This is a genomic window from Kitasatospora sp. NPDC057936 (assembly GCF_042887525.1).
Classification (GTDB): domain Bacteria; phylum Actinomycetota; class Actinomycetes; order Streptomycetales; family Streptomycetaceae; genus Kitasatospora.
The window spans coordinates 12,816-39,749 of sequence record NZ_JBHVPD010000101.1; the positions used below are offsets into that span (position 1 = coordinate 12,816).

A 26,934-nucleotide genomic window follows, 5' to 3' on the forward strand; every position below is an offset into this window, starting at 1 on the left:
CACCCGTCGCTCACCCACACCGTCCCCCGCCGGCCCGTCCGTTCGGCCGGTCCGGCGGGTGGGTGCGGTGGGTCAGTCCGTCGCGGGCCGGTACTTCTCGGCGATCGCGCGCGCGGTGTCGGTGTCCGGGCCGGGCTGGGGGACGAACACCGCCTCGCGGTAGTACCGCAGTTCGTCGATGCTCTCGCGGATGTCGGCGAGCGCGCGGTGGTTGCCGCCCTTCTGCGGGCTGTTGTAGTACGCCTTCGGGTACCAGCGGCGGGACAGCTCCTTGATCGAGGAGACGTCCACGATCCGGTAGTGCAGGTGGCCCTCCAGGGCGGGCATGTCCCGGGCCAGGAAGCCGCGGTCGGTGGCCACCGAGTTCCCGCACAGCGGCGTCTTGCCGGCCTCCGGTACGTGCTGGCGCACGTACGCGAGCACCCGCTCCTCGGCCTCGGCGAGCGTCACCCCGTGCTCGAGCTCGTCGAGCAGCCCGGAGGAGGTGTGCATGGCGCGCACCACCTCGGGCATGTTCGCCAGCGCCTCCGCGGGCGGGCGGATGATGACGTCGACACCCTCGCCGAGGATGTTCAGCTCGGAGTCCGTCACCAGCGCCGCGACCTCGACCAGGGCGTCCCGGTCGAGGTCGAGGCCGGTCATTTCACAGTCGATCCATACCAAACGGTCATTCACGCAACTCACCCTACGGCGCGATCACGCGCCGCGGGGACCGGTGGAGCCGAGCGGGGGGCCTGGGCGAGCGCCTCGGCGGACCGTTCGTCCGGTCCGAGGCCGTCCGCGTGGTCGCCGTGCTCACCGAGGTCGCGGTGCTCCGCGGCGCCGGTGTGGTCGGCCTCCCGGTCCGGGCGGACGGGGTGGCCGTCCCGTCCGGGCCTGGCCTCCCTCGCCGCGGCACGGCCGCCGTCGGCCGCCGCCGCGCGCCCGCCCTGCGGACGGACCTGCGGCGCCCGGGCCTGACGCGCCCGGACGTCGCCGCCGGACACCGGCTGCCCGCCGGGCGAGCCGTGACCGCGCACCGCCCCGGCGCCACCCGGCTCGTCCGCCGGCCGCTCGACCGCGCTCCGGTGACCCTGCCCCTGGCCGCGCGCACCCGGCTGCGGGAGCCCGTCCTCGGTCGCCGCGTGCTCGGCCGTGCGCGGCGGACGGCCCGCGCCCGGACCGGCCTGCGGCGGCACGAGCGGCGGCCGCACCGGACCGCGCGCCGCACCCGGCTGCCCGGGGTACGGCTGCTGTGCAGCCTGCTGGTACGGGTACGCCTGACCGGGGCGCGCGTGGTGCGGCTGCGGGGCCTGCGCACCGGCGGGACCGGGACCGAACGGACCCGGCTGGCCGTGCGGACCGGCCTGACCGTGGCCGCCCGGCTGGCCGTGCGCCGCCGCCTGACCGTGCTGCGGGTGCTGACCGTGCTGCGCGGGCAGCACCGGACCGCCGGCCGCCGCCGGGAACGCGTGCGCCGGCTGCTGGCCGTGCACCCCGCCGAACGCGCCGCCGCCCGCCGCCGTCGCGGTGGCCGCCCCGTGCGGACCGGCCGGTCCCGCGGTCTGCGGGCCGGGCCGACGCGCCCGGTAGCCGGTCCGGTAGGCGGCCGGCGAGACCCCGAGCTGACGGCGGAAGTGCCCGCGCAGCGCCACCGGCGAACGGAACCCGCACCGCCGCGCGACGTCGTCCACCGACAGCTCCGACGTCTCCAGCAGCCGCTGCGCCTGGAGCACCCGCTGGGTGATCAGCCACTGCAGCGGCGCGCTGCCGGTGAGCGTGCGGAACCGCCGGTCGAAGGTGCGCCGGCTCATGTAGGCGCGAGCCGCCAGCACCTCGACGTCGAACTGCTGGTTGAGGTTCTCCAGCGCCCACGTGACCACCTCGGCCAGCGGGTCGTTGCCGATCTCCTCCGGTAAAGACTGATCGATGTACTGGGCCTGTCCTCCACCGCTGCGGCGGCTCGGCACCACCAGCCGGCGGGCGAGCGCGTTGGCCGCCTCGGCGCCGTGGTCGCTGCGCACCACGTGCAGGCAGAGGTCGATGCCGGCGGCGGTGCCGGCCGAGGTCAGCACGTCGCCGTCGTCGACGAAGAGCTCACGCGGGTCGACGTGCACCCGCGGGTAGCGCTTGGCGAGGGTCGGGGCGTACATCCAGTGGGTGGTCGCCGGCCGCCCGTCGAGCAGGCCGGCCGCGGCGAGCACGAACGCGCCGGTGCACAGGCCGATGATCCGCGCACCCTCGTGGTGCGCCTTGCGCAGGGCGGTGATCGCCTCGACCGGCGGCGGCTGCGAGATCGACCGCCAGGCCGGTACGACGATCGTGCCGGCCCGGGCCAGGGCCTCCAGGCCGTAGGGGGCGGAGAGGGTGAGGCCGCCGGTGGTGGCGAGCGGGCCCTCCTCCCCGGCGCACACCAGCAGGCGGTAGCGCGGCACCCCGGCGTCCTGGCGGTCGACCCCGAAGACGGAGAGCGGGATCGAGCTCTCGAAGATCGGGGCACCGCCGAAGATCAGCACCGCGACGGTCTCGCGGCGGCGTCGGCCGGACAGCTTGCGCGGCGCGGCGGTCATCACCGCCGTCGCGGAGCCGTTCGCGCCGGACCGCTCGCCGAGCGGGCCGCCGTGGGCACCGCCGTGTGCCGGACCGTGCGGAGCGCCGTGTCCGAGCGGACCGTGCCCGCCCGCGACGCCCACGCCCGGGCCGAGGCCGAGTCCGCCGAGCGTGCCGGTGGAGCCGCCGGGCAGGCCGGGAGCGCCGGGCGTGCCCGGGTAGACGGGGTAGTCCGCGCCGTAACCCTGGCCCGCGCCGCCGGATCCGTAACCCTGGCCCGCGGCTCCGGAGCCGTAACCCGCGCCCGCGGTACCGGATCCGTAGCCCGGGCCTGCGGTGCCGGATCCGTATGCCGCTCCCGCACCGCCGGAGCCGTACGGCTGGCCGGGGTTGATGGGGCCTCGGCTGACGGCCGGTGCGCCGTGCTCCGGGGACGCGCCGTAGGAAGGGGCGCCGGGCGCGGCGGAGTGGGCGGCCGGCGCGTTCGGTCCGGCGGAGTGGGAGGGGTACGAAGCGGTGCCGGAGGTGCCGGAGTTGCGGGTGGTGGCGGCGATCGCGGAGGTGCCAGCGCTTCTCGCGGGGCGACCCGCGATGCCGGCCACCGTCTGGCCGCTGTCAGGACCCGCGTCGCTCCTGCTCACCCTGCTCAAGGCGCTCAAGCCCCCTCGGTGGTGTGGTGTGGGTGGTGCGGCACTGCTAGCCAAGATCGAAATCTATCGGGTGGACCGTTGCCGTTGTGACAAGTTCACCATCCGACGCTATGTCGACATGGCAATTTGGCGTGATGCATTCGATCACGAAGCGTGGCACCCGTCGACCCTTCTGGGAAGAGGGCCGGTGTAACGGTGGCTGGTTGTCGCGGGGCCGCTCCTGGGGCGTCCGGCTCCGGGGCGCCCGGCCGGCGGGTCTGGGCTGCGGATTTGCCCAAGCGGGAGGGACCGGCCAGAAATTGACCGAAAATCGGCGGTGCACGGGAGGGCGCACAAGTCGGCGGAAGTGCGCCTCCCTGGCTTCATTCGGCCAGGGTCCGGGCGGGCCGCGGCCGGCGTGACGACCCGGGTTACCGTCCAGTCGTGAACGATCCGCGCCGGCTCGAACAGGCCAACGACAACGCCGCCGCCTTCTGGCTCGGCCAGGCCCGGGCGCATGGCTGGCGGACCCGCACCGGCGGCGCCCTCACCGCCGTCCGCTGCGCCCGCACGCCGGACGACCCGCACCGCGTCCTGATCACCCGCCCGTACGCCGAACCGGCTCTGCCGGAAGCGGAGTTGGCCGAGCTCCTGGCGGCCTGGTCCACCGGCCGCTTCACCCTGGAGGACCCGTACGGCGGCCTCGACCTGACCGGCCTCGGAGCCACCCGTCTACCGGTCATGCCGGTGATGGTCCGTGAGCCGGGCCCGGTCGGGGGCGGCGGGCAGTCGCTGCCGTACGCCCGTGAGGCGGCGGGCGGAGGTTCCCTGACGGTGGATGAGGTGGTGGACGGCGACACCCTCGCCGCCGCGGAACGCGTGATCGTCGACGGTTTTCCGCAGCCCGCCCGGCAACCCTGGACACGCGGCGACGCGGTCCCGGAGCGGATGCTGCACGACTCCGGCTGCCGGGTGTGGCTGGGACGCCTCGACGGCACGCCGGCGGGCGCCTGCCTCACCTACGACGACGGCCGTGCCGCCGGGGTGTACTGGCTCGCCACGCTGCCCTTCGCCCGTGGCCGGGGCGTGGCGCGCGCCGTGCTGGAGACCGCCCTGGCGGCGGCCCGACCCGACCGCCCGGTGACCCTGGTCGCCACCGCCGTCGGCGAACCGCTCTACCGCAGGCTCGGGTTCGCCGACCAGGGGCGCACGTGCTGGTGGACCCGGACCGCGCCGGCGGCCCGGGCGCAGGCGTAGCCCCGGTACGACGGCCTTGCCGACGGCCTCCTGTTGGCGGCTTCTTGCCGCCGACCTACCGCGCCGCTGCCGTCGGCAGCGCCTCCAACGGGACGGCGAACCTGGTTCGCACGGGCCCATCCGCCCTGGGGAGCAACGCCGTTGGACGCTCGACGGGCGTGCCCGCACCGTTCGCGCCCGCCTCGTTGTGCTCCGCGACGATCACGGCAAGCTCACCTGAGCGGTTTCGGACAGCGACCCCCGCCTCCGGTCCTCCTGTGCCGCCCGCCCCGGCGTTCACGGGAACAGGCGCACGCAAGCCCTCCGAGGCGGACGCTGTCGGCCGTACGCCGGACCGCGCGCCGATGAGCGCCGTCACGGCCGCCTGCCCGCTCGCAGCGCTGCCCGCCGAGGCGGCCACCACGCGCGTCTGCGCGGCCGGTCGCCGCCGGACCGGCACGCCCGCGCGGACGCCCGCCCGGACGGACGGCGCGTTGCGCGCGGCCAGCACCTGGCCGACGGCCTCCGGCAGGCCGGCGGCCTTCAGCGTCGGCCGGTAGCCGATCTCGGCCCAGGGCCGGCCGTGGTGCAGCCAGACGCTGCGCAGACCGGTCAGCTCCGCTCCGGCGATGTCGGCCGGCGCGTGGTCCCCGACCATCCAGGTGTTCGCGGCCCAGTCGCCGGTGGGGGAGACACCGCACCGCCGGGCGGCGATCTCGAAGATCAGCGGGTCGGGCTTGACGCAGTCGGCCTCCTCGGAGATGACCCAGCCGTCGACCAGCGGGCCGAGCCCGGTCCGCAGGATCTTCTCCGACTGCGGGCCCGTCCCGCCGTTGCTGACGATGCCGAGGGTCCACCCGGCGGCCCGGGCCGCCCGCAGCGCTTCGACGTGTCGGGGCGGGCAGTGGATGTGCGAGTTGATGCCGTGTCGGTAGTGGTCGAGCAGGTCGTCGGAAGAGGCGTCCAACCCGTAGCGGCGCCGGACGGCGGACAGTACGGTGCTGCGCGGCACGTAGCCGCCGCCGTCCAGGGTGACGAACCAGTCGACGTCTCCGGGCGGCAGGTCGCGTTCGGACAGGAAGTCCTGCGCCCAGGCCCGGAAAGCGGCGTCCCTGGGGAGCAGCGTGTTGTCGAGGTCGAACAGGAGCAGGGGCATGCCGAGCATGGTGCCAGTGCCCGCGCCTATGCACCTGGCAAATGCCAGAGAGCGTCGCGAACCCGCACGAAGTGGCTGAAACGGGTGCTGCGGACCGGTGTGCCGGTGGGGCGGAACAGGCCTGGTGGGACGGGTGGGACGTCACGGGTCGCGACGGCCCGCGACGGATCGTCGCCGATCAATGACAGTCCGGTCACGGTGTCCCGTGGGCCTGTTGCGCGGTCCGGTTCGCTCAGTCAAGCTCCAGGGAACCTCCTTTCCGGAGGGGGCGCGAAGGCTTGCGAGTGGGGCGCGCGGTCTCGGTGGGCGCATCCCCCTTTCGCGGGAACAACGGCGCCCCGGGGCTTCGCCGCTGGGCTGGGCCTCACGCCCGTCGTACTCTGAAAGGAACAGGTCACAAACGGTGCTGGGCGGCGCAGACCGATGTCATCCCGTGGGCGGGCCTGCTCCCCGGGCAGCGTTGTCCTCTCCTGTCGGCCCCTCTCCCGCGAAGAGCCGTGAGCCATGGCTGGTTTTGAGTTCTCCCGACCGGTTGAACCGGACGCTCCCCGTGGCACGGGCCCAGCGACCGGAGGCGACTCCGTTCCGCGCGACGACGCCGACCGTGCGGATTCCGGCCAGGTGGATTCGAGCCGTGCGCATTCCGGCTGTGCGGACACCGGCCGTGGAGATGCTGACCGTGCAGACGCCGGACGCGCAGACACCGACCAGGCAGCTACCGACCACGCAGCTACCGGCGACGGAGCCACCGGCGATGGAGTCACCGGCCGTGCGGACGTCGGCCAAGCGGACTCCGGCCGCGCAGGCTCCGGCCGGCCCGACGCGGGCGCTCCCGGCGGCGCCCACCGCGCAGAGCACCACGAGCCCGCGCACGGCGGCGTGCAGGGCTTCGCGCGCTCGCTGCGCGACATCGTCCGCCGCGACCGCGCCGGTGGTCGTCCCGGTGACCGCCGACGGCGCGGTGAGCCCGCGGCCGACCGCACGGAGCCCGCGGTGAGCGGGCGCCTGGGCCCGGGCGCCGATCGCCCGGAGACGTCCGGCCGGTCCGCGCACACCGAGCCGATCGTCCAGGACGAGCCCGGCCGCGCCTGCGACCCGGCTTTCCAGCACGGCGTGGTCGTCGGCTTCGACGGCTCGCTGTCCAGCGAGCGAGCCCTCGCCTACGCGGTGGGCATGGCCCGCCGTTCGCAGTGCGGCCTGGTGATCGTGCACGTCGCCAACCGCCTGCCCGCCACGGTCTGGGCGGGTTGTGAGCCTCCCGTCTTCGTGGACCTCCCGGACCACCGCACCGAGGTGCTGGGCCTGGAGCTCGCCTGTGCCGACTTCCTCGCCGGCGTGCCGTGGATCCTGGTCGAGCGCGGCGGCGACATCTGCCACGAGATCGAGGAGGTCGGCCGCGAGTACGCCGCCGACGCCATCGTCGTCGGGACGACGCACGGCCTGCTCGGCAAGATCTTCGGTTCGGTCTCCGGCCGGCTGGCGCGCCGCGCCAACCGACCGGTGATCGTCATCCCCTGACGCCGCACCAGCCCGGCGTCCATCCCCTCACCGTCCCGCTCCGGCGCGGGCCCACGGCTGTCGCCGCCGGCCGGAGGCGGCCGCAGCTGCCGACCGCCGCGGACGGCCGGCCCCGGTCGCCTGCCCCAACCGTCCCTGCGGGGGCGGGCGTTACCCCCCACAGGGTGCGGTTCAGGACGTGACGCCGAGCTCCCGGGCGATGAGCATGCGCTGGACCTCCGACGTGCCCTCGCCGATCTCCAGGATCTTGCAGTCGCGCCAGAAACGGGCGACCGGGAATTCGTTCATGAAGCCGTACCCGCCGTGGATCTGCGTCGCCTCGCGCGCGTTGTCGACGGCGGCCTCGGACGAGTACAGCTTCGCGATGGCGGCCTCCTTCTTGAACGGTTCTCCGTGCAGCAGCCGGGAAGCGGCGTCCCGCCAGGCCAGGCGGGAGGTGTGGGCGCGCAGCTCCATGTCGGCGAGCTTGAACTGGATGGCCTGGTTGGCACCGATCGGCCGGCCGAAGGCCCGGCGCGTGCCGGCGTACGCGACGGACTCGTCGACGCAGCCCTGGGCCAGGCCGGTGGCCAGGGCCGCGATCGCGATGCGGCCCTCGTCGAGGATCCGCAGGAACTGGGCGTAGCCTCGGCCACGCTCGCCCAGCAGGTTGGCCGCGGGAACACGGCAGTCGGTAAAGGACAGTTCGCGGGTGTCGGATGCGTTCCACCCGACCTTCGAGTACTTCTTCGAGACCTGGAACCCCGGGGTCCCGGTGGGCACGATGATGGAAGAGATCTCGCGCGTTGGCGAGCGGAATTCGCCCTCTTCACTCGAACGAGCGAGCGGTTCCGTGAGGGTGGTGACGGTGACCAGCCCGGTGATGTCCGTCCCGGAGTTGGTGATGAAGCACTTCGTGCCGTTGATGACCCACTCGTCGGTGGCCTCGTCGTAGCGGGCCGTCGTGCGGGTCGCGCCGGCGTCCGAGCCGCCCTCGGGCTCGGTCAGGCCGAAGGCGCCGAGGAGCTCGCCCGAGGTGAGCCGCGGCAGCCACTCGCGCTTCTGCTCCTCGGTGCCGAAGCGGTAGATCGGCATGGCGCCGAGGGAGACCGCCGCCTCCAGGGTGATGGCCACCGAGGAGTCGACCCGGGCGAGTTCCTCCAGCGCGAGGCCGAGCGCGAAGTAGTCGCCGCCCATGCCGCCGTACTCCTCGGGGAAGGGCAGGCCGAACAGGCCCATCCGCCCCATCTCGCGGACGATCTCGTACGGGAACTCCTCCCGCTCGTAGAACTCGCCGATCTTCGGCGCCACCACGTCCTGGGCGAACTCGGCGACGGTGCGCCGCAGGTCCTCGTACTCGCTGTTCAGCCGGTGATCGAACACGGTGTTCCTCCTGGGGCCGCCCGGCCGGGGTGGCCGCGGGCGTGAGCGGGGTGACCGGCGTCCGTCCGATGGTGTGACGGTCGCGTGGGGTGGTCGTCTGGAAAGAAGGTCGTCCGAGTGGACGGGGGACGCCGGACGGCGATCCGGGACGGTCAGCCCCGGGCGGCGCCGAGCAGCGCCTGGACGGTGCGGGAGGGGCTCGGGCGGCCGAGGCGCTCGGCCATCCAGCCACTGGTGGCGACCAGCGCGCGCAGGTCCACGCCGGTCCGGACGCCGAGGCCGTGCAGCATCCACACGAGGTCCTCGGTGGCGAGGTTGCCGGTCGCGCTCTTGGCGTACGGGCAGCCGCCCAGGCCGCCGGCCGAGGCGTCGACGGTGGTGACGCCCTCGCGGAGCGCCGCGAGCGTGTTGCTGAGCGCCTGGCCGTAGGTGTCGTGGAAGTGCACCGCGAGCCGCTCGGCCGGCACCCCCGCTGCGGCGAACGCGGCGAGCAGGGCGGCGACCTGCCCTGGGGTGGCCACGCCGATCGTGTCGCCGAGGCTCAGCTCGGTGCAGCCCATCTCCAGCAGCGCGACGCCGTGGCGGACCACCTGGGAGACCGGGACGGGGCCCTCCCACGGGTCGCCGAAGCACATCGAGAGGTAGCCGCGGACCGCGACCCCGGCCGCCGTGGCGCGCTCGACGACCGGGCGGAACATCGCCATCGCCTCGTCCGCCGAGCGGTTGAGGTTGCGGCGCGCGAAGGTCTCGGTGGCACTGGCGAACACCGCGATGTCGGCGGCGTGGTGGGCGAGCGCGCGGTCGAGGCCGCGCTCGTTGGGCACCAGGACGGGCAGGCGCAGCCCGGGGTGGCGCCCGGGCAGGTCGGCCAGCCGGGGTACCAGGTCCTCGGCGTCGGCGAGCTGCGGCACCCACTTGGGGTGGACGAAGCTGGTGGCCTCGACCGTCCGCAGCCCGGCGGCGGCGAGCCTGGCGATGAACTCGGCCTTGACCTCGACGGGCACCAGGGCGCTCTCGTTCTGCAGCCCGTCGCGCGGTCCGACCTCGTGGATCCGGACCTCCTCCGGCAGGCCGGGGGCGCGGACGGGGTCGGGCAGGCCGAGTTCGAGCGCGTCGGGCTCGTGGGCGGGGGAGGCGGTGGTCACGACCGCACCTCCGCCGGGCTCGTGGCGGTCGCGTCCGCGCCGGTGGGGGCGCCCGCGGGAACGTCCGCGCCCTCCTCCGTGGGGGTGACCACGACCAGCAGCTCCTCCATCGCGACGGTGGCCCCGGCGGTGGCGCGGAGCTCGCTCACGACTCCGTCGTGCGGGGCGGAGATCACGTGTTCCATCTTCATGGCCTCCAGGACGAGCAGGGCCTGGCCCTTGCGGACCGCCTCGCCCGTCGCGGTCTTGACGACGGTGACGGTGCCGGGCATCGGGGCGGTGAGGGCGCCGTGGTGGGCGCCGGCCGCGGCGGCGCCCTCGCCGACCGCGTCGTGGCTGTGCAGCGGCCAGGCGTCGCCCTCGACGCCGAGCCAGGTCACCGGGGCGCCGGCGACCCCGGGGGTGTCGTCGACGGTCAGCGCGAAGGAGGTCTGCAGGCCGTCGACCGTCAGGTGCAGCCGGTCGGCGGTGCGGACCGCCCGGGCCCGGTGGGCCGGGCCGGAGCCGAGTCCGATTTCCACCTCAAGGGTGACATTGCCGGGAATGTCAGTGGCGTCGGCTACGTTGCCGGCAGTGATCGAACGGATGCGCACCGAGACGGGGTCCTGGCCGGGGGCCCGGAGCCGGTGGGTGGTCCAGGCGGGTGCGCCGCTCAGGCGCCAGCCGGAGGGGAGGGAGAAGGGGTCGGTCCAGCCGCCGGAGTCGGCGGCCGGGGTGAGGTCCGCGTGCCGCGCGAGGGCGGCCGCGTAGTAGAGGAGGTGGACAGGTGCGGGATATCCGTCGGTCGCGCCCGGGTCGGCCGGGGCCGCGTGGTCGGCCTGGTCGGCCTGGTCGGCTGCCGAGTCGGTGGCCGCCGCGGGCGAGTGCGGCGAGGCCAGCAGGGCGGGCTGTTGCCGGACGGTCTGTTCCACCAGGCCGGTGTCCAGTCGGCCGGCGACGACGTCGGGGTGGGCGAGCAGTCGCCGCAGGAAGCCGGTGTTGGTGGTGACGCCCAGGATGCGGGTGTCGGCCAGCGCGGCGCGCAGGCGGCGGAGCGCGGTCGGGCGGTCGGGCCCGTACGCGATGACCTTGGCGAGCATCGGGTCGTAGGCACTGGTGATGACGCTTCCGGGGGCGACCCCGGAGTCGACCCGGATGCCCTCGCCCTGCGGCTCGTCGAGCACCAGGATCCGTCCGCCGGTGGGCAGGAAGTCCCGTTCCGGGTCCTCGGCGCAGATGCGGGCCTCGATGGCGTGGCCCAGGAAGGAGATGTCGGACTGACCGAAGGTGAGGCGCTCGCCGGCGGCGACGCGCAGCTGCCACTCGACCAGGTCCAGACGGCGGGGGCGGCCGCCGTCCGGGTCGGCGACGGCGATGGCCAGCTCGGTGACGGGGTGTTCCACCTGGAGACGGGTGTTCATCTCCATGAAGAAGAACTCCCGCACGCCCTCGGGGGAGTCGGGGGCGGGGGAGTCCGGGTCGATGCCGGGGACGATGAACTCCACGGTGCCGGCCCCGGTGTAGCCGCAGGACTCCGCGGCGCGGACGGCCGCGGCTCCCATCGCGGCCCGGGTCTCGGCGTTGAGCAGGACGGAGGGTGCCTCTTCGATCAGTTTCTGGTGGCGGCGCTGGAGGCTGCACTCGCGCTCGCCGAGGTGGACGGTGGTGCCGTGGGCGTCGGCGAGCACCTGCACCTCGATGTGGCGGGGGCGGTCCACCCAGCGCTCCAGGAGCAGGGTGTCGTCGCCGAAGGCCGTCCGGGCGACACGGCGCGCGGCGGCGATCTCGGTCCGCAGTTCGGCCGGGTCCCGCACGAGCCGCATGCCCTTGCCACCGCCGCCGGCGGACGGCTTGAGGAGGACGGGGTAGCCGATCTCGTCCGCGGCGGCGACGAGTTCGTCGTCGGTGGGCGCGGTGGCCCGGCTGCCCGGGACCACCGGGACGCCGGCGGTCCGGACGGCCTCCTTGGCGTTGATCTTGTCACCCATCAGCTCGACCGCACCGGGAGGAGGACCGATGAAGACGAGGCCCGCGTCCGCGCAGGCGCGGGCGAAGGCGGCGTTCTCGGCGAGGAAGCCGTAGCCGGGGTGGACGGCCTGGGCGCCGGTGCGCCGGGCGGCGGCGAGGATCTGGTCGGTCCGCAGGTAGGTCTCGGCGGCCGAGCTGTCGCTGCGGTCGGCCGGGCCGAGCCGGACGGCGACGTCGGCCTCGCGGACGTGCGGGGCGTCGGCGTCGGCGTCGCTGAACACGGCGACCGAGCGCACGCCGAGCCGCCGCAGGGTGCGGATCACCCGGAGGGCGATCTCGCCGCGGTTGGCGACCAGAACTGTGTCGAACATGGGAGGCGTTCCTCCGGGTCGAGGGGGCCGTACGAAGGAGGTGGGGTGGACGGTCCGGGCGCGGGCCCGGGCGATGGGCCCGGCGGCCGGCGTCGGAGGGGTCACACCGGGAGCGGGTGCGCCCCGGGCGGGGAAGGGAGGTGCGGGGCCCCGCCCGGGGAGCGCGGGGTCACATCCGGAAGACGCCGTACGGACCGGGCGGCGGCAGCGGGGAGTTGGCGCAGGCGGTGAGGGCGAGGCCGACCACGGTGCGGGTGTCCATCGGGTCGATCACGCCGTCGTCCCAGAGCCGGGCCGTGGCGTAGTAGGCGTTGCCCTGGCGCTCGTACTGCTCGCGGACGGGGCGCTTGAACTCCTCCTCCGCCTCGGCCGGCCACTCCTCGCCGTGCCCCTCCAACTGGTCACGGCGGACGGTGGCGAGGACGGAGGCCGCCTGCTCGCCGCCCATCACGGAGATCTTGGCGCCCGGCCACATCCACAGGAAGCGAGGTGAGTAGGCCCGGCCGCACATCGAGTAGTTGCCGGCTCCGTACGAGCCGCCGATCACCACCGTCAGCTTCGGGACGCGGGTGCAGGCGACGGCGTTGACCATCTTGGCGCCGTGCTTGGCGATGCCGCCCGCCTCGTACTGCCGGCCGACCATGAAGCCGGTGATGTTCTGCAGGAAGAGGAGGGGGATGCCGCGCTGGTCGCACAACTCGATGAAGTGGGCGCCCTTGACGGCCGATTCGGAGAACAGCACGCCGTTGTTGGCGACGATGCCGACGGGGTGGCCGTGGATCCGGGCGAAGCCGGTGACCAGGGTCGCGCCGTACTCGGCCTTGAACTCGGCGAACCGGCTGCCGTCGACCAGCCGGGCGATCACCTCGCGCACGTCGTAGGGCGTGCGCGGGTCCACCGGGACGGCCCCGTACAGGCCGGCCGGGTCGACGGCCGGCGGCTCGACCGCGGCCAGCGGCCACGGCCGCTCCGGGCGCGGGCCCAGGCCGGCCACGATCGTGCGGACGATGGAGAGGGCGTGGGCGTCGTCCTCGGCCAGGTGGTCGGTCACGCCGGAGGTGCGGGAGTGGAGCTCGCCGCCGCCCAGCTCCTCGGCGGTGACCACCTCGCCGGTGGCGGCCTTCACCAGCGGCGGCCCGCCCAGGAAGATCGTGCCCTGGTTGCGGACGATGACGGCCTGGTCGCTCATCGCCGGGACGTACGCGCCGCCCGCCGTGCACGAGCCGAGCACGGCGGCGATCTGCGGGATGCCCGCGGCCGAGAGCCGGGCCTGGTTGTAGAAGATCCGGCCGAAGTGGTCCCGGTCGGGGAACACCTCGTCCTGCATGGGGAGGAACGCACCGCCGGAGTCCACCAGGTAGATGCAGGGGAGGCGGTTCTCCAGCGCGACCTCCTGGGCGCGCAGGTGCTTCTTCACCGTCATCGGGTAGTACGTGCCGCCCTTGACGGTGGCGTCGTTGGCGACGACCACCACCTCGCGCCCGGCGACCCGGCCGATGCCCGCGATGACGCCGGCCGCGGGCGCGGCGCCCTCGTACATCCCGTCGGCCGCCAGCGGGGCCAGCTCCAGGAAGGGCGAGGCGGGGTCGAGCAGGGTGTCCACGCGCTCGCGGGGGAGCAGCTTGCCGCGCGCGGTGTGCCGGGCGCGGGCCTTGGCACCGCCGCCGAGGGCGGCCGCGCCGAGCTTCTCGCGCAGCTCGGCGACCAGCGCCCGGTGCGCCTCGGTGTTGGACCGGTAGGCCTCGGAGGCCGGGTCGGCGGCCGTGCCGAGCCGGGGCGCGGGGGCGGCGGCCCCGGGCGGTACGGGCCCGGGCGCTGCTACGCCGCCCGCCGCGCCACCACGCGCTGCGCTGCCATGGACGCCGGTGGATACGCCGGCGGTTGAGATGACCATTCCCAAGAGCTCCCTTGCCCTCGGCACCGGGTGGCGGGGTGGCCCGGGTTCCGGTGCGCCCGCTCTCCCTGAAGTTAATTAACGTTAACTTACGCGCCCAGGTTAACGGGCGATAACCCGACTGTCTACGATGGGCGGCATGCCGAACGTCCCCGGAACCACCGCGCTCCCGCGCCGCGACCAGATCCGCCGGGAAGCCGCCCGGCTCTTCGCCGCCCGGGGCTTCCTCGGCGTGGGCGTGGACGAGATCGGCAAGGCCGTCGGCATCAGCGGCCCCGGTCTCTACCGGCACTTCGCCGGGAAGGACGCGATGCTCGCCGACCTGTTGATCGGCATCAGCGAGCGCCTGCTGGAGGAGGGGCGCCGGCGCGCGGGCGGCGGCGACGGCCCGGCCGCCGCGCTGGACGCGCTGATCGGCGGCCACGTCGAGTTCGCCCTCGACGACCGCGACCTGATCACCCTGCACGACCGCGAGTTGCTGAACCTCAAGGAAGAGGACCGCCGCACCGTCCGCCGGCTCCAGCGCGGCTACGTCGAGCTGTGGGTCGACGTGGTCCGGCAGGCCTACCCGGCGCTGGCCGACCCCGCCGCCGAGCCGGTCGCCCGCGCCGCGGTGCACGCCGTCTTCGGCCTGATCAACTCGACCCCGCACAGCCTCGGGCCCAACCCGGCGGCCCAGGCCGATCGCCCCGGCCCCGGCCTCCAGCGCGACGGCATGGCCGCGCTGCTGCACAGCCTCGCCCACGGTGCGTTCTCGGCGGCGGCCGAATCGGCGTCCGCCCACGCCTGAGGCGGCTGTGGCTGCCCCGGGGGTCGACTGCGCCGCCGCCCGAGGCCGCCCGTGCGAGCGGCCGCGACCGGGGCTGGCCGCGGTCGCGCCCGGCTCCCGTCCCGCCTCCGGACCTAGGTCCAAAGGACGGCACCCGGCCGCCCCCTGGCCGGTGGGCGATCGGGGCGGGCGTGGCCGACCCTGGTGACAGCGGGGCCGGTTGGTCCGTCCGGGTGTCCGGGCGGGAATCACCGCAGGCCGCGGGCTGTTGGCCACTCCGCCGGAGCCTGTCGCGAGCGCGCGCCCGGGCGCGCGCCCGACCCGCCCCGCAACCCGGCCCGGCCGGAAACGGCATGGCGGCGTCCCGACGGAATGGTTAGCATCCCTAAATATGCCTGAGACTCACGGATCTACGGTGGAGCAATCCCCGAGCGGCCCACCTGCCCCCGACGCGAAACCGGAACCGACCGCCGCGGCCGGTCCCGAGAGCCTGGTGCCCCCGGCGACCCCGGCCGGCCCGGCGGTCGCGGCGACTCAGCCTGCCCCCACGACCCCCGTAACCCCAGCGCCGACCGGGCCGACCGGGCCGACCGCGCCGCCCGCAACGGCGGCACCGGCCGGGCCTACCGCAACGGCGACGCCGACCGCCGCGTCCCCCGAGGCCGGCGGCTGGCTGCGCCGCCTGATCGGCTACTGCCTGCGGTCCCGGCGCAGCCTGCTGCTCGCCTTCGGTGCCTCGCTCGTCGGCATGGCCGTCACCTCGCTCGTGCCGCTGGTCACCAAGCTGATCATCGACGACGTCATCACCACGCACTCCCGCTCGCTCGGCCCCTGGGCGGTCGTCCTGCTGCTCGCCGCCGTCGTGGTCTTCGGCTGCACGCAGGTCCGCCGCTACTACGGCGGTCAGCTCGCGCTCGACGTCCAGCACGACCTGCGCAGCGACCTGTTCCGTTCGCTCGGCCGGCTCGACGGCCACCGCCAGGACCGGCTGGACACCGGCCAGGTGGTCGGCCGCGCCACGTCGGACCTCCAGCTGGTCAACGGGCTGCTCTCGATGCTGCCGATGATGACCGGCTACCTGCTGATGTTCGTCATGTCGGCGGCCGTGATGGTCTGGCTCTCCCCGCCGCTCACCCTGATCGCCCTCGTGATGGCCCCCGCCCTCTGGTGGGTCACCGTGCTCAGCCGCAAGCGCCTGTTCCCCTCGACCTGGGCGGCCCAGCAGGAGGCCGCGGCCGTCGCCGGCGTCGTGGACGAGGCGATCGGCGGGGTCCGCGTGGTCAAGGGCTTCGGCCAGGAGGCGCAGGAGCTGGACAAGCTGGAGGTCGCCTCCCGCAACCTCTTCGCCGCCCGCCTGCGCTCGATCCGGCTCAACGCCCGCTACAACCCGGCGATGCAGGCGATCCCGGCGCTCGCCCAGGTCGCGGTGCTGGCCTTCGGCGGCTGGCTGGCCGTGGACGGGCGGGTCTCGCTCGGCACCTTCGTCGCCTTCTCCACGTACGTCGCCCAGATGACCGGCCCGGTGCGGATGCTCACCATGGTCATCACGGTCGGCCAGCAGGCCCGGGCCGGCGTCGAGCGCGTCCTCCAGCTGATCGACGAGCGCCCGCTGGTCCAGGAGCGCCCGGACGCGGTGGCCCTCGACCTCACCGCCGCCGCCCCCGAAGGTGCCCCCGGCGCCGCCGCGCACCGGGACGCCGCCGGTACTGCGACCGGTACCGCGACGGTCGGCCCGCGCACGCCCGGCGTGGCGCTGCAGTTCGACCGGGTCGAGTTCCGCTACGACCCCGAGCACCCCGTGCCCGTCCTGCACGGCCTGGACCTGACCCTCGCCCCCGGCGAGACCCTGGCCCTCGTCGGCGCCTCCGGCTCCGGCAAGTCGACGGTGGCCCAACTGGTGCCCCGGTTCTACGACCCGGCGGCCGGTGCCATCCGCCTGTACGGCCACGACCTGCGAGACCTCACCCTCGACTCGGTCCGCTCGGCCGTCGGCATCGTCCCCGAGGAGAGCTTCCTCTTCTCCGAGACGGTCCGCACCAACATCGCGTACGGCCGGCCCGATGCCACCGACGAACAGGTCGTCGCCGCCGCGCGCGCCGCGCAGGCCGACGAGTTCGTCCGCGCGCTGCCGGACGGCTACGACACCAAGGTCGGCGAGCAGGGCCTCACCCTCTCCGGCGGCCAGCGCCAGCGAATAGCCCTCGCCCGCGCGATCCTCACCGACCCGCGGATCCTCCTGCTGGACGACGCGACGTCCGCGGTCGACCCGCAGATCGAGGCGGAGATTCACGACGCACTGCGCTCGGTGATGACCGGCCGCACCACGCTGCTGATCGCCCACCGCCGCTCGACCCTCCAACTCGCCGACCGGATCGCCGTGCTGGACCGCGGCCGGCTGCTGGACATCGGCACCCACGAGGAACTGGAGGCCCGATGTCCCCAGTACCGGGCCCTGATCACCGACCCGGAGGCCGGCCGCACATCCGGCGGGACCGCGCCCGGGGCCACACCTGAGCCCGAGCGCGACCCCGCAACGGACACCGTCCCCACAGCGGCCGCCGTACCCGGTGCCGCGCCCGACACCGCGCCCGACAACCAAGCGGCCCCAACGCCCGGCCCCACCCCCGAGCTCCCCACTCCCGAGCTCCCCACTCCCGCCCTGACCAAGGCGGCCCGCACCGCCGAGCCCGACCTGCTGGCCAAGGTCGCCGCGCTCCCGCCCGCCGGCGACACCCCGGCGATACCGCGCGCCGAGGCCGAGGCCGGCGACCCGGACTTCTCCCTCCGCCGGATGCTGCGCCCCTTCCGGGCCCCGCTCGCCCTGGCCCTGCTGCTGGTCGCCCTGGACGCGGGCGCCGCGCTGGTGCTGCCGGTCCTGATCCGGCACGGCATCGACCAGGGCGTGAGCAAGACCCTGATGTCCGGGGTCGCCGTGGCCTCGGTGGCCGCCCTGGTGGTCGTCCTGCTGGACTGGCTGGTGCAGAGCGCCGAGAACCGGGTCAGCGGACGCACCGGCGAGCGCGTGCTCTACACCCTCCGCCTCAAGATCTTCGCCCACCTCAACCGGCTCGGCCTGGACTACTACGAGCGCGAGCTGTCCGGCCGGATCATGACCCGGATGACCACCGACCTCGACTCGCTGACGTCCTTCCTGCAGACCGGCGTCGTCACCGCCGTGGTCAGCCTGCTGACCTTCGCCGGCATCTTCGCCGCCCTGCTGATCATCGACGCGGGCCTGGCCCTGGTGGTCTTCGCGGTGCTGCCGCTGCTGGTGATCGCCACGCTGGTGTTCCGCAGGAAGTCCCGGGACCAGTACGAGATCTCCCGGGACCTGATCAGCACCGTCAACGCCGACCTCCAGGAGAACGTGGCCGGCATGCGGATCGTCCAGGCGTTCCGCCGCCTGGACGCCAACACCGACCGCTTCGTCGCCCGGGGCGTCGCCTACCGGGAGGCGCGGGTCCGGGCGCAGCTCTACATCTCGCTCTACTTCCCGTTCGTCCAGTTCCTGTCCAGCGTGGCCGCCGCGCTGGTGCTGATCGTGGGCGCGGCCCGGGTCGACGCGGGCACCCTGACGGTCGGCGCGCTCGTCGCCTACCTCCTCTACATCGACCTGTTCTTCGCGCCGGTGAACCAGCTCTCCCAGGTGTTCGACGGCTACCAGCAGGCGGCGGTCGGCCTCGGCCGGATCCGGGAGCTGCTGCGCACGCCGACGACCACCGCCGTCGCGGCCGAGCCGGTGCCGGTCGAGAAGGGGTTGCGCGGCGAGATCTCCTTCGAGGGCGTCGGCTTCGCCTACAACGGCGGCGCGGACGGTTCCCCGGACGTCCTCACCGGGGTGGACCTGCACATACCCGCCGGTCAGACGGTGGCGCTGGTCGGCGAGACGGGGGCCGGCAAGTCGACGCTGGTGAAGCTGGTCGCCCGTTTCTACGACGCGACCGAGGGCACCGTCCGGGTCGACGGGGTCGACCTCACCCGGTACGACCTCGCGCAGTACCGCCACCGGCTCGGCGTCGTGCCGCAGGAGGCGTACCTGTTCGCGGGCACGGTGCGGGAGGCGATCGCCTACGGCCGGCCGGAGGCCACGGCGGCCGAGGTGGAGGCGGCGGCGCGGGCGGTCGGCGCGCACGAGATGATCGTCCGCTTGTCGGGCGGGTACGACCACGAGGTCACGGGCCGGGGGCGAAACCTTTCGGCAGGTCAGCGCCAGCTGATCGCGCTGGCCCGGGCCGAACTGGTCGACCCGGACATCCTGCTGCTCGACGAGGCCACCGCAGCGCTCGACCTGGCCACCGAGGCCGCCGTGAACAGCGCCGCCGACCGGCTCAGCGGCGGACGGACCACCCTGGTGATCGCCCACCGGCTGACCACCGCCGAACGCGCCGACCGGGTCGTCGTCCTCGACCACGGCCGGGTGGTCGAGGACGGCACGCACGCCGGACTCCTCGCCCTCGACGGGGCGTACGCGCGGCTCTGGCGCGCGTTCATCGCGGACGGGCACCACGACGCGGCCTCCGCCGTCGGGGAGACCGTCGCCGCCGGGTGACCAAGAGCCCGGCGCGGGGCCCAGCCCGGGCCGGCCCACGCTGGGTTCGGGCCGGGCCCGAACCCAGCGTGGGTCAGGCCGCGATCAGCGACGTCAGCAGCCCGGTCGCGTCGATCCCGTGCGGCAGGTCGCTCACCTGCCCGTCCCCGACCTCGACCACCCGCCAGCCGGAGCCGTCCGCCCGGCTGGCGAGGTCGGTGGTGACGAACCGGCAGCCGAGCGTCCGCACCAGCGAGCGCACACCGGTCAGGTCGGGGTCGACCTCGTCGCGCGGCGCGTCCGGGTGCGGTCCGACGAGCACCGGTTCGCCGTCCAGCCACCACACCCGGGCCTCCACCGCCCGGGTGCCCCCGACGCCGACGCCGACGCCGACGCCGACGCCGACGCCGAGACCGACGCCGGCACCGGCCTCGGTGCCGACGGGAGCGGACGCCCGCGCGAACTCCTCGTACCGCCGCAGCACCACCCCGCCCGCCAGGAACTCGCCCTGCAACTCGACGAACCGGGCCACCACCCGACCGACAGCGTCCAGGTCGGCGAGCTCCGGCACGTAGCAGGCCTCGTGCCACTCGTGCTTTCGGGACTTCACGTAGTCCTTGACGATCGCCGGGCCACGCCCGCCCAACCGGGCCACGGCATCGGCCAGTTCCTCCCGCCCCGGTCCCGGCGCCGGTGCAGACCCGCCCGCTGCCTCGCCCGCCGAGGGGATCCACACGCTCGACGGCGTCGATCCCTCGAACACGCCGTACCAGCCGGGAAGTTCGTGTGCGGCCGCGTAGCCTGCGGCACTCGTGAGCAGGTTCCCGCCGCGCGCGGAGAGGGCGGCGGCGAAAGCGGCGTAGTCCCGGGAGGGGATCATCCAGCCCCGGTACCAGAGCGGGCCGCCGCCCTCCGGCACCCGCCGGACGGCCTCCTCGGCCCGTCCGGCCAGCAGCGCGTCGTGGTCGACGAGATGGTGCTCGCCGCCCAACTCCCGGACCAGCCGGGCCTCCCAGGCGAAGTGCGGGTCGGGCCGGCGCGGGTTGAGCGGGTCGGCGGGAAAGACGATCGCGGGTACGGGCATGGGCGTCAGCGTACGGCGGTACGGGCCCTCCGCGCGCCGTCACGCCGTTCCGTCAGCGTCTGTCCCGCCACCACCTGTCCCGCCACCACCTGTCCCGCCACCGCCCGTCCGGTCACGGCCCCGTACCGCCACCGCCCGTACCGCCACCGCCCGTCCCGGAATTCGGAGACGCCCGTCGTCGGGCCCTGCGAGAGTGGGCCGATGAAACGACAGCAGCGCTTCCGCAACCCGCTGGGACTCGTCGGACTGCGGCGCCCCCGTGAACGCGTGCCCCGGCAGGCGGCCCGGACGGCGGTTCTGGCCGAGGACGGCTCGGTCTTCCTGCTCCGCTCCGACAACTCCGAGGTCGGCGTGCACTGGACGATGCCGGGCGGCGGACTGGACCCCGGCGAGACCCCGCGCGAAGGCGCCGTCCGTGAACTCCGCGAGGAGACCGGCTGGACGGACCTCGAACCCGGCCCGCTGCTCTGCACCTGGGAGCACGACTTCACCTGGCACGGCACCCCGGTCCGCCAGCACGAGCACATCTACGTCACCCGGGGCCCGCGCCGCGGCCCGGTCGGCGACGTCAGCGCGGTGCACGCCGTCGACCGCATCCTCGACTGGCGCTGGTGGACGCCGTCCGACCTCGCCGCCCCGGACGCCGACGCGCTCTGGCCGCCCAGGCTCCCCGAGCTGCTGGCGATGGTCCGGTCGGGCGACTGGAACGTCGACGGGAGCGACGCGGGCGCCGTCCACCTTGGCTACATCCCGAACTCCTCGCCGGAGCACTGACGTTCGTCCGTCGGGCGCTACGTCGGGCGCTACGTCGGGCGCTACGTCGGGCGCTACGTCGGGCGCTACGTCGGGCGCTACGCCGGGCACGACGCCGGGTCGAACGGCACGGACCGGCTACGCCCGTCCGCCGCGCCGTCCGCGCGCGGCCCGCCAGTCGTGCAGGTCGAGCTCCCGGTCGTGCAGGGCACCGGGGTTCATCATCACCGTCAGCTGCACGCCGGCCAGTTGTTCGAAGGCGAGCCCGGTGGCGGACAGCAATTGCTCGGTCGGCACCGAGACGGCGATGGCGGGTCGCCAGGAGGGCAGCACGACGAGGCTGGTGCCGCGCCCGATCCGGACCGGCTCGGCGGTCACCCGGACCGGCGTGCGCTCCTCCGGGCGGCCGACCGCCTCGGGTTGGTGGGGGCCGGCGCCGATCAGGATCCCGAGCGGGGTCTCGGCCTGGTCGGCCCCGGTGCCGGCCCGGGCCCCGGCCCCGGTGCCGCCGGTCGGCCGCCAGGCCGCCGCGGTCCCTACGGCCCCGTTCGCTCCCGCCGCCGTCCTGCCCGCTCCCCGTGCGGACCTGCGCGGGAGTGGCCCCTCAGGTGCGGCCGTCTCCCGTTCGGCCGCCTCCTGCCCGGTCGGGGCGGCGTCGGGGTGCATGCGGCGCAGCCGGCGTGAGGGCGAGGGCCGTCGTGTCGCGAGGGTCCGCGGTTCCTCGCGGGCCGCCCGCAGCACCGGCACCGGCCGTTCGGCCGTCGGTGCGGCGGGCTGCGGGAGTTCGTGCGTGTGAACGTCGTGCGTGTGAACGTCGTGCGCGCGAACGTCGCCGGGCTCGCCCTGGTCGTCCTGAACCTGCCAGGCCGACGGAGCCTCCACCGGCACGGCCTCGCCCAGGAGCGCCGCGACCTCCGCCACCGGCCGTCGACACGCGGCGGCCAACTCGGCGAGCGTGCGCCCCTGCAGGCGTGCGGCCCGCAGCCGTTCGGCGAGCGCAGCCTGCACGCGGGCGGCCGTCCGCTGGTCCGGCGCGCCGGTGAGGGGTGCGCGGGTCGGCGCCCCGCCGTCGGCGTCGCCGGGGCCGCTGCGCGGTCGCGGCACCGAGTCGTCCCGGGCGCCGCCGCCCGGCGCACCGGGGAGCTGTCCCGTGTCGGCGGCCTGCGCGATGGAGCAGCGCGCGGCGGCCTGACGCGGGGCTCCGGCGCGGTCCGCGGCCGGGTCGGGGCGGGCTGGGTCGGTGGGGGTGGGGTGGAGCGAGGTCATCGGCACGGGCCCTTCGGGGGACGGTCCAGACGATCCTCCCGCACCGAGTGACCAGCTCCAAGCGCCGGTTCCCCGTTCGGACGCCCGCACGCCCCTCCGGGAGCGGGCCGCGGGCACCCCGCCCCTACCCGGCGTGTCGGCTCAACTGCCGGGCGCGACGAAGCCCTTGAGGTCGGCGAGCACCGCGGTGGCCGCCATCACGCCGAGCCCGAGGAACCAGGTCTCGTCCGAAACCGGCCGCGCCTGACCGGACTTGACCGCTCCGAGGGTCTTCCAGAGCGCGCCGCCGAGCACCGTGTCCTGGTTGGTGGAGGTGGGCGATCCGTACACGCCGTAGAAGATCCAGTCGGCGTCCGCCTTGTCGATCTGCTCGGGGCTGATCTCGACCGCGAGTTCCTTGACCCGCTCGATCGCGGGCTGCGGCATCGGCACGTCGGTGAGGATCGTGCCGATGAACGACAGCTCCGCGTAGAGGCGGGTCTTGCCGGGCATGAAGCGCAGCGGCGTGATGGCCGGTCGCTTGTCGCCGAGCCGGGCGCCGATCGCCGTGGCGGCGGCCTGGTAGGCGTCGAGCTGGGTCTTGGCCTCGGTCTCCAGGTCGAAGGTGCTCGCGTTGAGCAGGAAGTTCTGCTTCCACGGGTAGCCGGGGCGCAGCGAGAAGACGGTCGGTGCGATCTTCGACAGCTGCGCGTACTGGTCCTGGGCGCGCAGCTGGCTGCCGAGGATCAGGTCGGGCTTGAGGGCGGCGATCGCCTCCAGGTTGAGGCTGTTGATGGTGCCGACGTTCGCCGGGCTGCCGGCCTTGTCCTTGAGGTAGGACGGCATGGTCTTCGAGCCGTCGGTGTGGACGACGCCGACCGGCTGGACGCCGAGCGACACGACGTTGTCGAGCTCGCCGGTGTCGAGGACGACGACGCGGACGGGCTTGGCGGGGAGGACGGTCTCGCCCATCGCGTGCCTGACCGTGCGGGGGTAGACGCCGGGGGCGGCGTCGGTGCCGAAGCCCTTCATCTTCTCGATCACGGTGGCGTAGTCGTCGCCGCCCTGCTTGACCGACTTCTGGTCAGGGGAGCCGCCGCCGGACGGCTTCGCAGTGCCGGGTCCGGCCGACCCGTCCGAGCTGCCGCAGGCGGCGAGGAGCCCGCCGAGGCCGAGCACGGCACCGCCGGTGAGCCCGCCGGCGAGGAAGCGACGGCGGGAGGCGGTGCGGCGGGCGGGGGTCAGGTCGTCGGCGTTGGGGGCCACGCGACGCTCCTTCGGGATCGGCGGGCGGGTCAAGGACGGGTCGGGGGCGAGTCGGGGACGGAGTGTGGCCGCGGGGCGGCCACGGACCCGCAGCTAAGGTGAGGCTAACCTACTCCACAAGACCACGTTCATCCCGGTGGCCCGCACGCTGCCGGCGATGAGCGCCTACCGGGTCGTCCCGCCGCGCTTCGGCGCCGTCCACCCGGGCTTCCGGACCCCGGGGTCGGCGGCCTGCTGCTCAGCGCCGTCTTCCTGCAGGCGGAGTTCTTCCGCGGCGAGACGCTGCGCCGCGACACCCCCGCCCTCGTCGTCGAGGACTGAGGCCGACGGCGAAAACCGGTGACCGCGGCGGGGGACCGGCGCTATGGTCGAAGGCATGAAGCGCTCCACGGGCCTGTGCTGGTGGCCGTCCTAGGACGGCCACCACTGCATGCCTGACCAGGGCCGTCCGGGATGGACGGCCCTGTCGCGTTTCCCCAGTGGGACGGGCCCGCGCCCCGGACGGCCACCACCACCGCCGTACCGAGGAGACAACCCGCATGACCGCCACGACCGCCCACCCCGTCGCTGCCGCCGTTCCCGCTCCCGTTCCCGTTCCCGCTCCCGTCGCGGCTCCGGTGACCCGCCGCGTCCTGACCGGCGACCGCCCCACCGGCCCGCTCCACATCGGCCACTACTTCGGCACCCTGCAGAACCGGGTCCGCCTCCAGGACCAGGGCGTCGAGATGTTCATCGTCGTCGGCGACTACCAGGTCATCACCGACCGGGACATCGCCGACCGGCTCGCCGAACACACCGAGAACCTCGTCCTCGACAACCTCGCGGCCGGCCTCGACCCCGACCGCGCCACGATCTTCGCGCACAGCCGCGTCCCCGCCCTCAACCAGCTGCTGCTGCCCTTCCTCAGCCTGGTCAGCGTCGCCGAACTGAGCCGCAACCCCACCGTCAAGGACGAGATCGCCCACTCCAGCCAGGCCGCCGTCAGCGGACTGATGTTCACCTATCCCGTCCACCAGGCCGCCGACATCCTCTTCTGCAAGGCCGGCCTCGTCCCCGTCGGCCAGGACCAGCTGCCCCACCTCGAAGTGGCCCGCACCATCGCCCGCCGCTTCCACGAGCGCTACCCGCACGCCGACGGCACCGCCGTCTTCCCTCGCCCCGAGGCCGTGCTCTCCGACGCGCCGCTCCTCCTCGGCACCGACGGCGGCAAGATGAGCAAGAGCCGGGGCAACGCCGTCTTCCTCGGCGCCTCCGAGGACGAGACCGCCCGGCTGATCCGCGGCGCGAAGACCGACACCGACCGGCACATCGCCTACGACCCGGCGAACCGGCCCGAGGTCGCGAACCTCGTCCTGCTGGCCGCCCTCTGCCAGGGCCGGGCACCCGAGGACGTCGCCGCCGAACTCGGAGACGGCGGCGCGGCCGCGCTCAAGCGCACCGTCACGGAGTCCGTCAACGAGTTCTTCCGCCCGATCCGCGCCCGCCGCGCCGCGCTCGCCGCCGACCGCGGCCACCTCCGCCAGGTGCTGCGCGACGGCGCCGAGCGCGCCAACGCCATCGCGGACGCCACCCTCGCCGAGGTCAGGGAGGTCATGGGGTCGGTCTGAGGACGACGGGGCATACCACTTGCGGCGGGCCCCGCCGGATCCGACCGCACCTCACCCCCTCACGCTCCGACGCCCGCACCCTGGAAGGATCCCGGCCATGGACCAGCACCCGACCACGCCCGCCCGAGGGCTGACCCGTCCGCCGCAGCTCCGTCCGGGGGACCACGTCGTCGTGGTCGCCCCCAGTGGCCCGATCGACCCCGAGCGGCTCACCGCCGGGACCGCGATCCTGCGCTCCTGGGGGCTGCGGGTCACCGTCGCCCCGCACGTCCTCGACACCCACCCCACCCTCGGCTACCTGGCCGGCACCGACGCCAGCCGGGCCGCCGACCTGCAGGACGCCTGGCTCGACCCCACCGTCGACGCCGTCGTCTGCGCCCGCGGCGGCTACGGCGTGCACCGCGTCGTCGACCTCCTCGACTGGGCCGCGATGCGCCGCGTCCCGCCCAAGGTCCTCATCGGCTTCAGCGACGTCTCCTCCCTGCACGAGGCCTTCGCCCAGCGGCTCGGCCTCGCCACCCTCTACGGGCCGATGTGCGCGGCGGCCTCCTTCATCGAGGACGCCCCCACCGCCGAACACCTGCGCCGCACCCTCTTCGACCCCGCCACGACCACCGTCCTCACCGGACCGGCCGCCGCACCGCTCGTCCCCGGCCGGGCCCGCGGCGTCACGGCCGGCGGCTGCGTCCACGTCCTCGCGGCCGAGCGGGGCACGCCCGCCGCCCGGCCCTCCTTCGCGGGCGCCATCCTGATCCTCGAAGACGTGAACGAGCACCCGTACCAGCTCGACCGCCTCCTCACCCAGTTCCTCCGCTCCGGCGCCCTCGACGGCGTGGCCGGCATAGCCCTCGGCTCCTGGGAGGGCTGCGGGCGACCGGACCGGGTCCGCGAGGTGATGCTCGACCGCCTCGGCCCGCTCGGGGTGCCCGTGCTGTGGGAACTGGGCTTCGGCCACTGCCCCTCCACCCTCACCGTCCCGCTCGGGGTCCCGGCCGTGCTCGACGCCGACGCGGGAACGCTGACCCTGGAGGTGCCGGCCCTCGCCGCCCGGTGAGGCGTCGGCAGCGGAGAAGCGAGCGGCCCGGGCCGGGGCGGGACGGATGAGTAGGGTGCGGCCATGAACGAGGACCGCCTCACCGCCCTCGCCCTCGGACTCCTCCGGGGCCCGGGCAGCAACGCCCGTACGATCCTCGGACTCACCGGCCCTCCCGGGGCCGGCAAGTCCACCCTGGCCCGGCACCTGGTCGCCGAGGTCGAGCGCGCCGAGGGCCCGGGCAGCGCCGCCTACGTCCCAATGGACGGCTTCCACCTCTCCGCCGCCCAGCTCGACCGCCTGGGCCTCACCCACCGCAAGGGCGCACCCGCCACCTTCGACACCCACGGCTACGTCGCGCTGCTGCGCCGCATCGCCGCCGACCGCTTCCAGGACATCTACGTCCCCGACTTCGACCGCACCCTCGACGAACCGGTCGCCGCCCGCCACGTCGTCCGTCCGCAGGCCCGCCTCGTCATCACCGAGGGCAACTACCTCGCCTCCACCGACGCTCCCTGGCCGGACGCCCGCCGACTGCTCCGCGAACTCTGGTACGTCGAGACCGACGACGCCCTCCGCGAGGAACGCCTCCTGCGCCGCCACCGCGACGGAGGCCGGGACGAGCCCACCGCACGCCGTTGGGTCACCGGCAACGACCACCCGAACGGCGAACACGTGAAGGCGGGCCGCCCGCTCTGTACCCGGACGGTCCCCGGCACGGGTTTGCCCGGAGCGCCGAACAGGGGTAGTGTTCTCTAGTCGCTCGGCAGGGAGCACCGGACACGCATCGGCGCGGACGGTCCCGGGGCGGCCAATCCTCTGAAACACCACTTCCCGGTCCGGGCTGGGTCGCGTCTTGTCG

The 26,934-nt window shown here is 74.6% G+C and carries 17 protein-coding genes and 1 pseudogene; 8 read left to right on the forward strand and 10 right to left on the reverse strand.

Annotation, left to right across the window (positions count from 1 at the left end):
• Positions 1-72: 72 nt before the first annotated feature.
• Positions 73-675: an oligoribonuclease gene (gene orn, locus ACFVU9_RS37175; RefSeq protein ID WP_359974490.1), complete on the reverse strand. Its 603-nt coding sequence runs from the start codon at positions 673-675 to the stop codon at positions 73-75.
• An 878-nt stretch (positions 676-1,553) separates the two neighbouring features.
• A pseudogene (locus ACFVU9_RS37180) lies at positions 1,554-2,549 on the reverse strand (helix-turn-helix domain-containing protein); the annotation flags it as partial.
• Positions 2,550-3,602: 1,053 nt separating this feature from the next.
• Here ACFVU9_RS37180 and ACFVU9_RS37185 point away from each other — a divergent pair.
• Positions 3,603-4,415, forward strand: a complete 813-nt coding sequence (locus tag ACFVU9_RS37185; protein ID WP_387601251.1) for a GNAT family N-acetyltransferase — start codon at positions 3,603-3,605, stop codon at positions 4,413-4,415.
• Positions 4,416-4,470: 55 nt separating this feature from the next.
• On the opposite strand, the gene ACFVU9_RS37190 is transcribed toward ACFVU9_RS37185, so the two are convergent.
• Positions 4,471-5,550: an HAD family hydrolase gene (locus ACFVU9_RS37190; RefSeq protein WP_387601254.1), complete on the reverse strand. Its 1,080-nt coding sequence runs from the start codon at positions 5,548-5,550 to the stop codon at positions 4,471-4,473.
• Between the two features lie 1,062 nt (positions 5,551-6,612).
• On the opposite strand from ACFVU9_RS37190, the gene ACFVU9_RS37195 reads away from it, so the two are divergent.
• Positions 6,613-7,068 (forward strand): universal stress protein, encoded by a 456-nt coding sequence (locus ACFVU9_RS37195; protein WP_380445965.1) that lies wholly within the window; start codon positions 6,613-6,615, stop codon positions 7,066-7,068.
• A gap of 171 nt (positions 7,069-7,239) precedes the next feature.
• Here the strand turns inward: ACFVU9_RS37195 and ACFVU9_RS37200 are convergent, their stop codons facing one another.
• From ACFVU9_RS37200 to ACFVU9_RS37215, 4 genes are all read right to left on the reverse strand, one after another.
• A complete protein-coding gene (locus ACFVU9_RS37200) occupies positions 7,240-8,430 on the reverse strand; it encodes an acyl-CoA dehydrogenase family protein (RefSeq protein ID WP_387601257.1) in 1,191 nt (396 codons plus the stop codon).
• A 152-nt stretch (positions 8,431-8,582) separates the two neighbouring features.
• Positions 8,583-9,575 carry a hydroxymethylglutaryl-CoA lyase gene (locus tag ACFVU9_RS37205; protein WP_380445961.1) on the reverse strand — a complete coding sequence of 331 codons (993 nt, stop codon included), beginning with the start codon at positions 9,573-9,575 and terminating at the stop codon, positions 8,583-8,585.
• Entirely contained in the window at positions 9,572-11,893 is a 2,322-nt protein-coding gene (locus ACFVU9_RS37210) for an acetyl/propionyl/methylcrotonyl-CoA carboxylase subunit alpha (protein WP_387601260.1), read from the reverse strand. The genes ACFVU9_RS37205 and ACFVU9_RS37210 overlap by 4 nt, the downstream gene beginning before the upstream one ends.
• Before the next feature lie 169 nt (positions 11,894-12,062).
• Positions 12,063-13,787 (reverse strand): carboxyl transferase domain-containing protein, encoded by a 1,725-nt coding sequence (locus tag ACFVU9_RS37215; RefSeq protein ID WP_387601263.1) that lies wholly within the window; start codon positions 13,785-13,787, stop codon positions 12,063-12,065.
• Positions 13,788-13,926: 139 nt separating this feature from the next.
• Between ACFVU9_RS37215 and ACFVU9_RS37220 the strand changes: the two genes are divergently transcribed.
• Both ACFVU9_RS37220 and ACFVU9_RS37225 read left to right on the forward strand, forming a co-directional pair.
• The gene (locus ACFVU9_RS37220) at positions 13,927-14,577 is read left to right on the forward strand and encodes a TetR/AcrR family transcriptional regulator (protein ID WP_380445964.1); all 651 of its coding nucleotides are present in this window, start codon (positions 13,927-13,929) and stop codon (positions 14,575-14,577) included.
• 652 nt (positions 14,578-15,229) lie between these two features.
• A complete protein-coding gene (locus tag ACFVU9_RS37225; protein ID WP_387601281.1) occupies positions 15,230-19,105 on the forward strand; it encodes an ABC transporter transmembrane domain-containing protein in 3,876 nt (1,291 codons plus the stop codon).
• Between the two features lie 73 nt (positions 19,106-19,178).
• Here the strand turns inward: ACFVU9_RS37225 and ACFVU9_RS37230 are convergent, their stop codons facing one another.
• A complete protein-coding gene (locus ACFVU9_RS37230; RefSeq protein ID WP_387601266.1) occupies positions 19,179-20,168 on the reverse strand; it encodes an ATP-grasp domain-containing protein in 990 nt (329 codons plus the stop codon).
• Positions 20,169-20,369: 201 nt separating this feature from the next.
• Between ACFVU9_RS37230 and ACFVU9_RS37235 the strand changes: the two genes are divergently transcribed.
• On the forward strand, positions 20,370-20,942 hold the full coding sequence (locus tag ACFVU9_RS37235; RefSeq protein ID WP_380510722.1) for an NUDIX hydrolase: 573 nt from the start codon (positions 20,370-20,372) through the stop codon (positions 20,940-20,942).
• 117 nt (positions 20,943-21,059) lie between these two features.
• On the opposite strand, the gene ACFVU9_RS37240 is transcribed toward ACFVU9_RS37235, so the two are convergent.
• Both ACFVU9_RS37240 and ACFVU9_RS37245 read right to left on the reverse strand, forming a co-directional pair.
• Positions 21,060-22,187, reverse strand: a complete 1,128-nt coding sequence (locus ACFVU9_RS37240) for a hypothetical protein (RefSeq protein ID WP_387601269.1) — start codon at positions 22,185-22,187, stop codon at positions 21,060-21,062.
• A 141-nt stretch (positions 22,188-22,328) separates the two neighbouring features.
• Positions 22,329-23,432: an ABC transporter substrate-binding protein gene (locus ACFVU9_RS37245; RefSeq protein WP_387601272.1), complete on the reverse strand. Its 1,104-nt coding sequence runs from the start codon at positions 23,430-23,432 to the stop codon at positions 22,329-22,331.
• 539 nt (positions 23,433-23,971) lie between these two features.
• On the opposite strand from ACFVU9_RS37245, the gene trpS reads away from it, so the two are divergent.
• From trpS to ACFVU9_RS37260, 3 genes are all read left to right on the forward strand, one after another.
• Positions 23,972-25,039: a tryptophan--tRNA ligase gene (gene trpS, locus ACFVU9_RS37250; protein WP_387601275.1), complete on the forward strand. Its 1,068-nt coding sequence runs from the start codon at positions 23,972-23,974 to the stop codon at positions 25,037-25,039.
• A gap of 97 nt (positions 25,040-25,136) precedes the next feature.
• Positions 25,137-26,093: an LD-carboxypeptidase gene (locus ACFVU9_RS37255; RefSeq protein WP_387601278.1), complete on the forward strand. Its 957-nt coding sequence runs from the start codon at positions 25,137-25,139 to the stop codon at positions 26,091-26,093.
• Positions 26,094-26,156: 63 nt separating this feature from the next.
• Positions 26,157-26,831: a nucleoside/nucleotide kinase family protein gene (locus ACFVU9_RS37260; RefSeq protein WP_380448723.1), complete on the forward strand. Its 675-nt coding sequence runs from the start codon at positions 26,157-26,159 to the stop codon at positions 26,829-26,831.
• The last annotated feature ends 103 nt before the right edge of the window (positions 26,832-26,934 follow it).